Source organism: Pseudozobellia thermophila (assembly GCF_900141855.1).
In the GTDB taxonomy this organism is placed as follows: Bacteria; Bacteroidota; Bacteroidia; order Flavobacteriales; family Flavobacteriaceae; genus Pseudozobellia; species Pseudozobellia thermophila.
In genome coordinates this window covers 39,247-53,701 of record NZ_FQYU01000006.1, presented here as the reverse complement: position 1 = coordinate 53,701, position 14,455 = coordinate 39,247, and the positions used below count along the sequence as shown (strand labels likewise).

Genomic DNA, 14,455 nt, shown 5'->3' with positions numbered 1-14,455 from the left:
CCCCTCCCGCTTCATTTCATCAAGACGAGACAGGCTCACCTTATTAGGGTGCGCCAAATAACAAAAAAAATATTAGTTGATGAAATTATAAGGTAATTTTTATTGCATTTCGCCACGTAACGGGGTTTCAAAAACCGTTTTAAAAAGCTTGGCCGATACATCGCACCCCAAAAGGTACATCATCTTCGTTATCGCCGACTCGGTCGTAATATCCTTACCATTAATTATTTGCAGGTCCTCGAGGTGCTTACTGGTTTCATACCTGCCCATAACCACCCCGCCCCCGGAGCATTGGGTAACGTTGACAATATATATTCCTTTAGCAACCGCCTTTCGCAAGGATGCGATCAGCCAGGGTTCCGTCGGGGCGTTCCCCGCCCCATAGGTTTCAAGCACCAGTCCCTTTAGTCCGGGAATCCCCAGCACACTGTTCAAAACGGGTTCGCCCATGCCCGGGAACAGTTTTAAGATGGCCACATGGTCGTCCATATTCTTGTGGACCTTCAGTTTTTTACCAAGGTCAGGCCTCCAAACACTATCCTTATACACCTTTAGATGAACGCCCGACTCAATCAAGGGAGGATGGTTCAAGGAAGCAAAGGCCTCAAAATGTTCGGCATTGATCTTGGTCGTTCGGTTGGCCCGATACAGTTTGTACTCAAAATACAGGCCCACCTCGCGTATGACGGGAAGCCCCTTTTCTCGAAGGGCGGCAATCTGGATCGATGTGATAAGGTTCTCCTTGGCATCGGTCCGCAAGTCCCCTATAGGCAGCTGCGAGCCGGTAAAAATGACCGGCTTGCCCAAGTTTTCGAGCATAAAACTGAGCGCCGAGGCGGTATAGCTCATCGTGTCGCTTCCGTGCAAGACCACAAAGCCATCGTAGTCGTCGTAATTCTCTTCGATCAAGGTTGCGATATGGGCCCAATGGGCCGTATTCATGTTGGACGAATCGATCGGCTTGTCGAAGGAAATGGAATCGATCCGACAATCCAACTGGTTGAGCTCGGGAATCCTTTTTAGCAACTCGCCAAAATCAAAGGCCTTTAGCGCCCCCGATCTATAATCCTTGACCATACCGATCGTACCCCCGGTATATATCAACAATATGCTGGTCTTTTTCTCCATGGCAAAGCCTATTGACTAGACCCCGAAGACCTCTTTTGAGTTCTCCGTGGTCGTTCGCGCGATCTCTTCCGGATCTACGCCGTATATTTCCGATAACTTATTCAATACATTGACCAGATACGCGCTTTCATTGCGTTTTCCCCGATAGGGTGTGGGCGCGAGATAGGGCGAATCGGTCTCCAATACAATATGCCGCAGGGGTATTTCGGCCAAAAAACGGTCGATTTTCCCGTTTTTAAAGGTTACCACCCCTCCTATGCCCAACTTCATGCCGTACGATATGGCCAGTCGTGCCTGTTCAACGGTGCCGGTAAAACAATGAAAAATACCGAAAAGGCCATCCCCCGCCTCGCTTTCCAACACTTCAAAGACCTCGTCGAAGGCATCGCGACAATGGATGACGATGGGCAACCTATACTTTTTTGCAAGTCGAATTTGAGACCGAAACGCGTCTTGCTGCTCTTTTAAAAAAGATTTGTCCCAGTACAGATCGATGCCGATTTCGCCGACCGCGTAAAACCTCCGTTCAGCCAACATGGCTTCGACATGTTTTAATTCGGACAAATAATTTTCCTTTACATGTGTGGGATGCAGGCCCATCATCAAAAACATACGTTTGGGGTCATGGGCCTCAAGCGCCAACATCGCCTCGGTGTACGTAGAATCGATCGCGGGAATAAAGAACCGCTCCACGCCATTGGCTATGGCACGTTCGATAACCTCTTGCCTGTCTTCGTTAAAGGCCTCGCTGTACAAATGGGTATGGGTATCCGTTAAAACCATGCGGCAAAAATAACCTTAACTTTTAGGATATCGAAACGATTGGGCAACTAACAAGAACATTGGCAAGCCCATTTGCCCTATCTTTGCACCCATCGATTGCGACGAACAAGAAAAGGCATAGGGCGCCCTTCGACAAACCAAGAAACCTGTCCCATTTATATGGCTTCATTAAAAAAATTCCTGCGGAACAAAAACTACATCCAAATACCCCTCATAGTCACCCAAACCGACCATTTTGAAATCGGCGCAAAGATCAATGGCATACCCGGAAGGTTTATTTTGGACACGGGGGCCTCGAACACGTGCATCGGCTTCGACAAAGTGGATACCTTCAAACTGGTTTCGGAAGCATCGGAAATCAAGGCCGCCGGCGCGGGGGGCACCAATTTGGAAACCCTGATCTCGACCAAGAACAAAATAAACATCGGCGGTTGGAAGAAGAAGAAAATAAAAATCGTACTGTTCGACCTGGTACATGTCAACGAGGCCCTGGTTGCGCACAACGTGGCACCTGTCGATGGCATCATAGGGGCCGATGTACTCAAAAAGGCCAAGGCCGTTATCGATTACGACAAATCTTGTGTTTACCTGAAACAATAAGGGCAGGGCCATCAACAGCACATCAAAAAAAGACCCGGATGTCGATTTTGACTTCCGGGTCCTTTTTTTTTATCGGGATGCAATTGAAAAACTACAGTTCGAGCGCTCGCGTAACATTGCCGTCCATCAACAGCTCCACCGGGTTCTCCAAGGCCTCTTTCACAGCGACCAAAAAGCCCACCGATTCCTTTCCGTCGATGATCCTATGGTCATAGGACAGGGCGACGTACATGATCGGGGCAATGGCGATGGCACCATCGCGTACTATCGGCCTTTCCACAATATTGTGCATTCCTAAAATGGCACTTTGCGGCGGGTTGATTATCGGGGTCGACAACATGGACCCGAAGACGCCCCCATTGGTAATGGTAAAGGTACCTCCCGTCATTTCATCGACCGTAATCTCTCCTTCCCTCGCACGGATGGCCAACCTTTTCACCTCCGATTCGACTCCCCTAAAGCTCAGGTTCTCGGCATTTCTGATTACCGGTACCATCAATCCCTTGGGACCCGATACGGCAATGCTGATATCGCAGAAATCGAACGATACCATCTCTTTTCCGTCGATCATCGAATTAACGGCAGGGTATTCTTTCAAGGCCCTCACCACAGCTAAAGTGAAGAACGACATAAAGCCTAGGCCTACCCCGTGCTTTGCCTTGAAGTCTTCCTTGTACTTCTTTCGCAACTCGAAAATGGGCGACATATCGACTTCGTTGAAGGTGGTCAACATCGCCGTTTCGTTCTTAACGGCGACCAAACGTTCGGCCACCTTTCTTCTCAACATCGAGAGTTTTGAACGCGTTTCCCCGCGACTACCTCCACCCGGGGTACCCATTGAAGGCACGGCCTTTACCGCATCGTCCTTGGTGATCCGGCCGTCTTTTCCCGTTCCTTTTACGGCAGAGGCCTCGATACCCTTTTCCTTAAGTATCTTCTTTGCCGCAGGCGAAGCCACCCCCGAGGCATAGGTCTCTTTTGCGGGAGCGGCCTGTGGGGCCTCCGCAGCTTTTGGTTCCGGGGCCTTGGCCGTCTGACTTTCCGATTTTTCGGCACTATCGGTCGCTGCCGCGGACCCACCTTCCGGCTTGGCCCCCTCGGTATCGATCAAACATACGACCTCCCCTACGGCAACGGCATCACCGACCTCGGCCTTCAGGGTAATGATCCCACTTTCTTCGGCGGGCAGTTCTAGCGTAGCCTTATCGGAATCTACCTCGGCAATGGCCTGGTCCTTTTCGACGTAATCGCCATCTTCGACCAACCACTCCGCTATTTCCACTTCGGTAATCGATTCTCCCGGGGACGGAACTTTCATTTCTAATATCATGCTATACTTAATTTGCTGTTTTTGTTTTGTTCACACCTGATCAACCCTTCGCCCCTTCCTTGGGTTTCGGAATGGGCTTGGGCATATTATCCTTTTTCTTGTCGAAAACATAGTCGATAACCTGTTGATGCCTCATCTTTGAACGCACCGCGCTACCCGCGGCCGGTGAGGCATAAAATCTTCTCGAGGCCACCCTGAATTTTTGCGATTCGGGAAAATGCATCATCATATGGCTCCAAGCCCCCATGTTGCGGGGTTCTTCTTGGGCCCAAACCAGATCATCGGCATTTTTGTATTTCTCGATAATGTCCCTCATCTGCTCGGTCGGCAACGGAAACAATTGCTCCACACGAACCAAGGCCACATCATCACGGGAACGCTCTTCCCTGGCGGCCAACAGGTCGTAGTAGAACTTACCGGTACAGAACACAAGGCTTTTGACCTTATTTACATCGGCCATCGGGTCGTCGAGCACTTCCTGGAAGGATCCGTTTGCAAGTTCGGACACCGTAGAGACGGCCTTTGGATGACGCAAAAGACTCTTGGGCGTAAAGATGATCAATGGCTTTCTAAAGTTTACCTTCATCTGCCTTCTTAGAATATGGAACATCTGTGCCGGGGTCGTTACATCGGCTATGTACATATTGTCGCGTGCGCACAATTGCAGGTAACGCTCCATTCGGGCGGAGGAATGTTCCGCTCCCTGGCCTTCATAACCGTGGGGCAACAGCATGACCAAACCATTCTGCAGCTTCCACTTGTCTTCGGCGGCCGAGATATATTGATCGATCATGATCTGTGCACCGTTGCTAAAATCGCCGAACTGGGCTTCCCATATGGTCAAGGTACCCGGACTGGCCATGGCATAACCATAATCAAAGCCAACAACCCCGTATTCCGACAAGAGCGAGTTATAAATTTGGAAGCGGCCCTGCTTGTCGGATATATGGTTGAGAAGCATCACCTCTTCCTCGCTCTCCTCGACCTTCATGACGGCATGCCTATGGGAGAAGGTACCGCGTTCGACATCCTGGCCCGACATACGTACCCCGTGCCCTTCATAGAGCAAGGTGCCATAAGCCAATAATTCGCCCATGGCCCAATCGAGACTGTCGGTTTCGAAGAACATTTTTTTGCGGTCCCTTACCAGTTTCTCTACCTTTCTCAAGAACTTTTTATCGGGTGGCAATTCCGTTATGACCTTGGCGATCTCGGCCAATTTTCCCTGGTCGAAGGTAGTGTCCACCTTGTCCATCATCTCCCACTCCCTGACGTTGGAAAAACCTTTCCACTCGTCGGCCATAAAGGGCGTAACCTTGGTCTTGTCCTCCTTTCGGGAGTCTTGCAGCTCTTCCTCAAGGGAAGCCTTATATTCTTCCTCAAGTTGTTTTACATAACCCTTTTCAATGACCCCTTCCTGGATCAACTTCGCCGCATAGATATCGCGGGGGTTCGAATGCTTCGCAATGACCTTGTACAATTTGGGCTGGGTAAAACGAGGTTCGTCCCCTTCGTTATGCCCGTATTTTCTATAGCCCAACAAATCGAGGAAAACATCGCGCTTGAAGCGCATACGGTACTCCAAGGCAAACAGGGAGGCGTGCACTACGGCTTCCACATCATCGGAGTTAACATGTAGGACAGGACTCAAGGTAACCTTGCCCACATCGGTACAATAGGTAGAACTCCTCGCATCGAGATAGTTGGTGGTAAAACCGATCTGGTTGTTGACCACGATATGTATGGTTCCGTTGGTCCTATACCCATCGAGGTTGGCCATCTGGACCACTTCGTATACCAATCCCTGGCCGGCAATGGCCGCATCCCCATGCACCACAATGGGCAACACTTTTGAAAAGTCGTCCGGAAAATGCGCATCCTGCTTGGCCCTGGTTATGCCTTCGACCACCGCTCCGACCGTCTCCAAATGGGAGGGGTTCGGGGCTATGTTCATTTTAATTCTCTTGCCGTTGTCGGTTTTTCGCTCCGACGTCCACCCCAAGTGATACTTGACATCGCCGTCAAAAATCTCCTGTTCATAATCCTTGCCGTCGAATTCGCTAAAAATGTCCTTGGCCGCCTTTCCAAAAATATTGGTGAGGACATTGAGCCTACCCCTATGGGCCATCCCCATAACGAACTGCTCCACGCCCAATTCTGCGGCGCGCTCCACTACGGCGTCCAAGGCGGGGATCAGCGATTCGTTCCCCTCTAGGGAAAAGCGCTTTTGCCCTACATATTTGGTGTGCAGGAAGCTCTCGAACGATACAGCCTGGTTCAACTTTTTCAAGATCCGTTTTTTATGGGCCGCGTCGAACCTGGGATGGTTATCGTTGACGTTAAGCCATTTCTGGATCCACTCGATACGCTCCGGCTTTCGAATATACATGTATTCGACACCGATAGCGTCGCAATAGATATTTTGCAGGTGCTCGATAATACTGCCCAAGGTACTGGCCCCGATACCTAAAAGTTCGCCGGCATTGAAAACGGTATCCATATCGTCTTGCGAAAGCCCGAAATTTTCGATATCCAGGGTGGGCTCGTATTTTCTACGCTCCCGCACCGGGTTGGTTTTCGTAAATAGGTGACCACGGCTCCTATAGCCATCAATCAGCCTGATGACCTGAAATTCTTTTTGAAGGGATTCGGGTATTTCGACCCCTCCGTTCGTATCGTGGCCCGTGCCGTTGGCCAATGCCTCGACGTCGATTTCATCCAAGGCCAGTTCGGAGCCCAGGTCAAAGCCTTGAAAGAACGCGCGCCAACTAGGCTCTATGCTATCGGGGGCTTTAAGGTACTTGTCGTATAGATCCGCAAAAAAAGTAGTGTGTGCGGCGTTTAGAAAGGAATACTTGTCCATAAAAGGTTATCTGTCGTGCAAATAAAATTAAAACTTGTCCCTAATTTTCCGATTCTACCAGACCATCGATTTGCCTCAATCCATCCGTCCTTATCAGCCCTTACCTTGACAAAGGCGGGCAAAGGCGTTAATTAGCAACCAATTGTCAAAATCCCGGGCATCAAGAAAACCAAAGATAAGTTCGTACAAAAATACAACATTTCGCATATTTGGAAGAAATCTGCACCGCCAATAATTAAAATTTAAAGATAATCATCAAAATACCCCTTCATTGTTGAAAACCTAAAATCCGAAAAGGGAGCCCCAAGCGACCAAACAAGGAATCAGCCGCTGTACTTTTGCTTGAGCCATACCTTTTGCATTTCCCTGTTCAGAAGCAAAAAGACCACCTGTTCGGCCACTTCGACCACGTCGGTCACCTGAATTTTCCTGAATTCCCTTTCGGGAATATCGACGACGTACAAAAGGTTCAAATATTCCGAAAAGCGTTCCATGATCAAATAATAGATTTTTTCACGGAGCAAACCGACCAGGGCTTTGGGCAATATCCCTTCAGGCAGGTCGATGTAAATGTTGGCCAAGCCAAAATCCTTTCGGATCTGGGACACCAGCTTCTCGTAAAGCGAGGCTTCTTCGGCCTTTTGCAGAAGGGCCGTACTATTTGGAAAATTCATAGACATATCCTATTTACGACCCCAAGGCTTAGTTTGGTTCAGCCCGACCGTTTGTACGCAGCCCCTTCTTGCCCAAAAGGCCCGTTCGAGGGCACCTAAGGCCTTCTTTTAACCCCGGATCTTACATTCCCAGTCCCAAGCCGATTTCATGGCTTCGTCAAGGGTGTACCGAGCTTTCCAACCCAACACTTCGTTGGCCTTGGTGGTATCGGCATAGGCCTCGGTAATATCGCCAGGCCTTCGATCGACGATCTTGTAGTTCAGTTTCTTGCCCGAAACCCGTTCAAAGCTGTGAATAACCTCCAACACCGAGCTCCCTTTTCCGGTCCCGAGATTGAACACCTCGTAATTTTCGGTATTCTCCCCGTTCAAAAGGCGCTGCAGGGCCCGCACATGGGCCTTGGCCAAATCGACCACATAGATATAGTCGCGGATACAGGTGCCGTCGGCCGTGGGATAGTCGTCGCCGAAAACGGACAACTCCTTTCGAAGCCCTACCCCGGTCTGGGTAATAAAGGGCACCAAGTTTTGGGGTACGCCGATCGGCAACTCGCCTATTTCAGCGCTCGGATGGGCGCCCATGGGGTTAAAATACCTCAGCGCTATGGCATTAAGTCCCGGTGTCACCCGACAGGTCTCCCTAATAATTTCCTCACCTATTTGCTTGGTATTGCCATAAGGCGATTCGGCCGGTTTAACCGGGGCATCCTCGGTAATGGGCATTTTGTCGGCCTGGCCATAAACCGTGCACGAGGAGCTGAAGATGAAGTTCGATTTAGCCTTGGCCGAAAGCTCCTTTAACAGGTAGACCAAGGTAGCGATATTGTTCTCGTAGTACAACAAGGGTTTTTCGACACTCTCGCCTACCGCCTTGGAAGCGGCAAAATGGATTACCCCCCCAATATCGGTATGCCTTTGAAAAAAATCGGAGACCTTGTCTTTTTCCTTAAGGTCGATCTTTTCGAAAATGGGTGTTTTTCCGGTAATGTTGACAATGCCCTTCAGCACTTCTTCCGAAGAATTCGAACAATCGTCTATGATAACGACCTCAAAACCTTCGTTCTGCAGTTCTACAACAGTGTGCGAGCCTATAAAACCCAATCCTCCGGTAACCAGTATTTTCATATTTTATCTTTTTGTTTTAGCATGATGGCCGACAAGCCTAACCCGCAACGAATTCTATGACCGTCTTGGTTATGTAGTCGATTTGGTCATCGTCCAGTTCGGTATGCATGGGCAATGAAATAACCTCGTCGACCAACCGATTGGTAACGGTAAAATCGTTCTCGTCGTACCTTTCGTCGGCATAGGCCTTTTGTTTGTGCAAGGGAATCGGATAATATATGCCGAAAGGAATCTGCTTCTCCCCCAAATGCCTGGCCAGGCCGTCCCTTTTACCATTCCCGATACGCAGGGTATATTGGTGGAACACATGGCAATCGCAGGTATCGCATATCCCTTCGCAATTGGCCACCGTTTTGGGAACGATGATGCCCTCTATACCGTCGAAGGCCGCAGAATACTTTCGCGCGGCGGCCCTTCTTTTGTCGCAGTATTCGTCAAGCTTGGGCAATTTGGCCCTCAAAACAGCGGCCTGGATCGAATCCAATCTGGAGTTGACCCCGACCACGTCGTGGTGGTAGCGCTCGTACATCCCGTGGTTGACGATTCCGCGCAGCGTATGGGCCAGCGCATCGTCATTGGTAAAAATGGCGCCTCCGTCCCCGTAGGCACCGAGATTTTTTGATGGAAAAAAAGAGGTGGCGCCCACATGGCCGAGGGTACCCGCCTTCTGTTTTTTTCCGTTTTCAAAGGTATAATTGGCCCCTATGGCCTGTGCATTGTCCTCTATTACGTAAAGACCGTGCTTTTCGGCCAGTTCCAAGATGGCCTCCATATGGGCGCACTGGCCAAAAAGATGTACCGGAACGATGGCCTTCGTCCTCGGTGTGATCGCCCTTTCTATTGCCGAGACATCTATGTTAAACGAATCGGGATAGACATCGACCAAAACGGGAGTCAAACGCAACAGGGCGATTACCTCTACGGTGGCGGCAAAAGTAAAATCGGCCGTAATAACCTCGTCACCGGGCTTCAGCCCCAGTCCCATCATGGCAATTTGAAGGGCGTCGGTACCGTTGCCACAAGGTATTACGTGTTTTACCCCAAGGTACTCTTCCAGCTCCGCTTGAAAGGCGTGCACTTCCGGGCCATTGATAAATGAAGACGACTCCAGAATATCGGCAATGGCATCGCCCACCCGATCTTTTATCCCAGCGTATTGGCCGCCCAAGTCGACCATTTGGATTTTTTTCATTCTACCTTGTTAATCAATACGTCGGCAAAAATACGAAACGGAGGCCTAACATATTCAGCAAAGAACCTTATTTTAGCCCAAAATAGACACTCGTGCATTTCATCTACAACCTGATTGCCAAAAGCTCTTGGTTCGTGCTACAGATCGTAGCCCTTTACAATGCCAAAATAAAATTGTTCGTTAGGGGGCGAAAGGAATCTTTCGGCATTCTGGAAAACACCCTTTCGAACGACGACAAGACCCTGTGGGTGCACGCGGCCTCTTTAGGCGAATACGAGCAAGGCCTGCCCATAATCGAGGAAGTAAAGGCCAACTACCCACAGTACAAGATCGTAGTAACCTTCTTTTCCCCTTCGGGTTACGAGGTAAGGAAAAATACGGCCTTGGCCGATACCGTTTGCTACCTTCCAATAGATACCAAGGCCAACGCACGCAGGTTTATCAAAACGGTGCATCCCACCTTGGCCATTTTCGTAAAGTACGAAGTATGGCCCAACTATTTACGGGAGCTCCAAGAGAACCATATACCTACCCTGCTCATATCGGCGATCTTTAGGGAAGGCCAGGTCTATTTTAAAAGCTACGGTGGCTTTATGCGGAAAGCCCTAAAACGTTTTTCCCATTATTTTGTCCAAGACGAACGATCGGAGGCTTTGCTAAGATCGATCGGCATAGGGGACATTACCGTTAGCGGGGATACGCGACTGGACCGGGTTTCCAAAATTTTGGACCGCGACAATGCGTTGGATTTCATGGAAGCCTTTAAAAACGACAAGCTCTGTTTCGTTGCCGGAAGTACCTGGCCGGAAGACGAGGCCATTATAGTCGATTACATCAACAATACGCCCAAGGAACTGAAATTCGTACTTGCCCCCCACACCATCAAGAAAGATAGAATTTTGGGCCTGGCAGGGGCTTTGACCAAAAAAACCATCCTTTATTCGGGCATGGACAACGACAAGCTGGCCCAGTACGACGTCCTTATCATCGACCACATCGGACTGCTTACCCGGATCTATAGCTATGCCGACCTTGCCTATGTAGGGGGTGCTTTTGCAACGGGCCTGCACAACACCTTGGAACCGGCCGTTTTCGGCATTCCCGTCATTATAGGGCCGGACTACAAGGGCTTTAACGAAGCAGAGGACCTGGTAAGGCTAAAGGGCATATGGCCCATCGCCGATAAATGGTCTTTTGGGGAACTCATGAAAAAATTTGTCCAGAGTCAAGATTTCCGTCATAAAACAGGTGCGATCAACGCCAACTATGTCTCCAAAAACAAGGGGGCCAGCCTAAAAATCATGAACCGTATAAACGAAATACTCTGAGTCCGGTACGCCTAGCCAAGTTCTGCCCGCTATTTAAAAAAACAGCAAACGCAAGGCACAAATTATATCAACATCCCAAATAACAGCCCTCAAATCAGCCATATACGCAATTTTTTCTTAACTTTAAGTAAACATTAAGAAAATGGAACAAGAATTACCCATCGGCGTAAAACTGTTGAATTTGTTTCTTCGAATAGTGGTAGGGTGTTTGGTATTGATATTGATTGCCATACCCGTTGCCCTTATTTTGGATATCATCGGCATTTTCGACTAGTTGCCAAGTTTCGCGAAACCCAGGGCCCTTGTACGTGTGCGCGGGAAAAAAAATTGCACCTAATAGCTTTTATCAGGCGCATCCCTATTGTGTGCCTTACAAGAAAAAAGAAACCCTTTCGGAATTCATAGAATTCCAAAAGGGCCTTAAGCATTTCAATCAGGGAATTAGAGTTTGGGCTCCCACCCGGGGGCGTACTCCCTTTTCCACCAATCTTTCATCACCTTATCGTTGTTGAGCACCTTTCCGGTCGCCTTATCGACCTTAATGGTCTCACCGGCAGCCTGTGCCATATTGCCCAAGTGGCATAACATGGTAGAGACACTCGCATCCCTAATATCGGAATTAAGCGATTTGTCTTCCCGAATAGCCGCGAAGAAATTGCCTACGTGGTTGACATCCAGACCACCTCCCCCTTGGGTATTGGTGCCTGCACTCTGGTTTCCGCCTTCCTTTATATCCTTGAGCTGGTTACCGTCGAGATCATACAATTGATAACCGCTCCTACTCAGCGTGATTATCCCCTTGCTTCCATAAATGGTAATGCCCCTACCGGGTTGGTTGGGCATTATTTTCCCCCTGCTGTGGCCCGTCCAGGTAATGAATTTATCGTCGCCGAACTTATAGGTAACCTGTTGGTTGTCTACAAACTCCCAATCGTCGTCGTAGGCATATTTACCACCAAAGGAAGTAACGCTATCGGGCAGATCCACACCCAATGCCCATCGACAAATATCGATTTCATGGGTACCGTTGTTATGGACCTCACCGGTGCCCCAGTTTCTGAACCAATGCCAGTTATAAGGGTGGATATTGTCCCTGTAATCTTCGCGAACGGCCGGACCTTGCCACATTTCCCAATCCAAGGTCGAAGGCACGGGTATTTTCTTGCCCGTACCTATGGATCCCCGGTTGTTCGAATAATAGGCTTCTCCCTTAAAAACGTTTCCGATAATGCCTTCCTTAATCTCCTTGACCGCAAGGGCGGAAGATTTTGAGGAACGTTGCTGGTTGCCCATCTGCACTTTCATGCCGTACTTTTTCTGGGCCTCTACCAACAGGGTATTCTCATAGGGGTTATGGCTGCACGGTTTCTCTACATAAACATGTTTGCCCGCCTGGAGGGCCATAATGGCCATGGGGGCATGCCAATGCTCGGGAGTGGCGATAAATACGGCGTCTACCTTTTTGTCTTCGAGCACCTTTCTAAAATCTTTCTCGACCTTGGGAACGTAACCGATATTCTTTTTACACCACTCGTTGTGCTCTTCAATAATCTTGTCGTCTACATCACAGCTATAGATTATTTTGGCATTGGGGTCTTCATTAATTGCCTTGATATGGGCCTTGGCCCTACTCCGCACACCGATAACGGCGCACCTGATCTTGTCGTTGGCCCCTAAGATCCTAGTGTATCCGCTCATTGACATGGCATTGATACTACCGCCAAAGGCAATGCCCGCGGCACCAACGGAGGCCTTTTTGATGAAATTTCTTCTATCTGAACTCATAATATGTTAACTATAGTTTAAATTGATTCTCACTCCACTGGGTATCGCGGAAGGTTTATTGCGCCAAGCCTGGCATGCAACCCGAAAAACCCGCACCCTATACTTACTCTTCACTAAGGTCCCTGATCTTGACATTTCGAAAAGAAACTAGGTCGCCGTGATCCTGGAGTAGGATATGGCCTTTGTCGCCTTCCCCGAAATTCGGCCATTTTACGTACTTGCTTTCGGCCACCAACTTTCTGAACTCAGGCGTCCTACGTTCGTATTCGAGGACCTTTACGCCGTTCAACCAATGTTCTACATGGTTTCCCTTTGAAACGATATGGGCCGTGTTCCACTCACCGATAGGATTGATCGGCTTGTTCTCGTCGGCCTTGATCAAATCATAAAGGGAGGCAACGGTACGGCTGCCCTCGTGGTTTCCTTTTTTCGCATCGGGATGCTTGGCATCGTCTAGAATTTGATATTCAAGACCTATGGAGGAGCCCGGACCCTTGTTCAGGTCGGTGTTGACAAAGTACTTGATACCACTGTTGCCGCCTTCGGTCAGCTTAAAGTCTACCTTCAGTTCGAAGTCGCCATACAGTTCCTTCGTTACTATATCGCCCCCTGCGGCCGACTCTTCCCCTCCCGATGAGAGTACACTAAGCACGCCGTCCTCTATTTTCCAGCCCTTATCGGGAAACTCGTCCAACTTTGCACCGCGCCAACCTTCGGTCGTCTTGCCGTCCCACAGCAGTTTCCATCCCTTTTCCCTTTCCGATTTTGTCAAGGAATTTTTGGTAGTGATCGGAGGTACTGGAGTAGGCCTGTTGTATTTGGAAAGGCTATCGGTCAATATCTTGATGTTCCTCCACATGATCTCGGTTCCGGCCTTATTCTTCTTGGGGATGCTATGCACCTGAAGCGCTATAAAGCCACTGGAAGTCTTGTCGTCGATCAAATTTGCCGCGGGCACCCCGTTGATCCAAGTTTGTATGGTATCGCCAATGGCCTCGATGCGATAATGGTTCCAATCGTTTTGCTTAAAGGCCTTTTGTGCCTCGGGGTTGTTTTCCAAGGGATTGAGCCATCCTCTTCGGGCCTCGTCGTAGATGCCGGCACTCCACGCCCTTTCTGAAGGGTCGATCTCTATTTGATAGCCGTGCACCCTTCCGTTTCTGTAATACGGAAAGCTATTGCTCCGTATTTGGATACCGGAATTCATGGTCGAATCTACCTTGTATTCGAGCTCCAATATAAAGTCGTCGTACATTTTGTCGGAGGTCAAGAAAGAATTGGGCGTATCGTGCACCGTACTGCCCACGATCATGCCATCGCGCACCTCGTAATTGGCCTCGCCCCCTTTTTGGGTCCATCCGTTCAGGGTCTTTCCATCAAAGAGCTCGACCCATGGGGTATCGTCTTTTACGGCTTCACCGCAGGATGCCAAAACGGCTAACACCATCATGGTCAACCCAGGAAAAAACTTTCTTCTTTTAAATTCAGTAATCTTCATTTTTATTTGGGTATTTTGATTTGGCCTTCAAGATATGAATTTTTACAGAGCAACAAGTTGCGTAATCGTTTTTCTTGCAACTGTTGCGAATGCATCTTAATGCAAAAAGCCAGTGCATGAGCACTGGCTTTAAGACAAATATAATTAGG

The 14,455-nt window shown here is 49.1% G+C and carries 12 protein-coding genes; 3 read left to right on the top strand and 9 right to left on the bottom strand.

The window, feature by feature from the left end; genetic code table 11:
• Positions 1 to 99 precede the first annotated feature (99 nt).
• Both BUB37_RS14720 and BUB37_RS14715 read right to left on the bottom strand, forming a co-directional pair.
• Positions 100 to 1,128, bottom strand: a complete 1,029-nt coding sequence (locus BUB37_RS14720) for an asparaginase (RefSeq protein ID WP_072994589.1) — start codon at positions 1,126 to 1,128, stop codon at positions 100 to 102.
• Positions 1,129 to 1,143: 15 nt separating this feature from the next.
• Positions 1,144 to 1,911: a TatD family hydrolase gene (locus BUB37_RS14715; protein WP_072994588.1), complete on the bottom strand. Its 768-nt coding sequence runs from the start codon at positions 1,909 to 1,911 to the stop codon at positions 1,144 to 1,146.
• Between the two features lie 159 nt (positions 1,912 to 2,070).
• On the opposite strand from BUB37_RS14715, the gene BUB37_RS14710 reads away from it, so the two are divergent.
• Positions 2,071 to 2,511: a retropepsin-like aspartic protease family protein gene (locus BUB37_RS14710; protein ID WP_072994587.1), complete on the top strand. Its 441-nt coding sequence runs from the start codon at positions 2,071 to 2,073 to the stop codon at positions 2,509 to 2,511.
• Between the two features lie 91 nt (positions 2,512 to 2,602).
• On the opposite strand, the gene odhB is transcribed toward BUB37_RS14710, so the two are convergent.
• From odhB to BUB37_RS14685, 5 genes are all read right to left on the bottom strand, one after another.
• Positions 2,603 to 3,841, bottom strand: coding sequence for a 2-oxoglutarate dehydrogenase complex dihydrolipoyllysine-residue succinyltransferase (gene odhB / locus BUB37_RS14705; RefSeq protein WP_072994586.1), 1,239 nt, complete (start codon positions 3,839 to 3,841; stop codon positions 2,603 to 2,605).
• Between the two features lie 40 nt (positions 3,842 to 3,881).
• Complete coding sequence (locus BUB37_RS14700) at positions 3,882 to 6,704, bottom strand: 2-oxoglutarate dehydrogenase E1 component (protein ID WP_072994585.1); 2,823 nt, start codon at positions 6,702 to 6,704, stop codon at positions 3,882 to 3,884.
• A gap of 323 nt (positions 6,705 to 7,027) precedes the next feature.
• Positions 7,028 to 7,378 carry a hypothetical protein gene (locus BUB37_RS14695; protein ID WP_317616553.1) on the bottom strand — a complete coding sequence of 117 codons (351 nt, stop codon included), beginning with the start codon at positions 7,376 to 7,378 and terminating at the stop codon, positions 7,028 to 7,030.
• Between the two features lie 108 nt (positions 7,379 to 7,486).
• Positions 7,487 to 8,503 (bottom strand): UDP-glucose 4-epimerase GalE, encoded by a 1,017-nt coding sequence (gene galE, locus BUB37_RS14690; RefSeq protein ID WP_072994583.1) that lies wholly within the window; start codon positions 8,501 to 8,503, stop codon positions 7,487 to 7,489.
• Positions 8,504 to 8,540: 37 nt separating this feature from the next.
• On the bottom strand, positions 8,541 to 9,695 hold the full coding sequence (locus BUB37_RS14685) for a DegT/DnrJ/EryC1/StrS family aminotransferase (protein ID WP_072994582.1): 1,155 nt from the start codon (positions 9,693 to 9,695) through the stop codon (positions 8,541 to 8,543).
• A gap of 92 nt (positions 9,696 to 9,787) precedes the next feature.
• Here BUB37_RS14685 and BUB37_RS14680 point away from each other — a divergent pair, with 92 nt between their 5' ends.
• Positions 9,788 to 11,023 carry a 3-deoxy-D-manno-octulosonic acid transferase gene (locus BUB37_RS14680; protein WP_072994581.1) on the top strand — a complete coding sequence of 412 codons (1,236 nt, stop codon included), beginning with the start codon at positions 9,788 to 9,790 and terminating at the stop codon, positions 11,021 to 11,023.
• Between the two features lie 142 nt (positions 11,024 to 11,165).
• The gene (locus BUB37_RS21960; RefSeq protein ID WP_262987428.1) at positions 11,166 to 11,297 is read left to right on the top strand and encodes a hypothetical protein; all 132 of its coding nucleotides are present in this window, start codon (positions 11,166 to 11,168) and stop codon (positions 11,295 to 11,297) included.
• 167 nt (positions 11,298 to 11,464) lie between these two features.
• Here BUB37_RS21960 and BUB37_RS14675 read toward each other — a convergent pair whose 3' ends face one another.
• Both BUB37_RS14675 and BUB37_RS14670 read right to left on the bottom strand, forming a co-directional pair.
• The gene (locus BUB37_RS14675) at positions 11,465 to 12,808 is read right to left on the bottom strand and encodes a Gfo/Idh/MocA family protein (protein WP_072994580.1); all 1,344 of its coding nucleotides are present in this window, start codon (positions 12,806 to 12,808) and stop codon (positions 11,465 to 11,467) included.
• A 103-nt stretch (positions 12,809 to 12,911) separates the two neighbouring features.
• Positions 12,912 to 14,258, bottom strand: a complete 1,347-nt coding sequence (locus BUB37_RS14670; protein ID WP_244526854.1) for a 3-keto-disaccharide hydrolase — start codon at positions 14,256 to 14,258, stop codon at positions 12,912 to 12,914.
• Positions 14,259 to 14,455 lie beyond the last annotated feature (197 nt).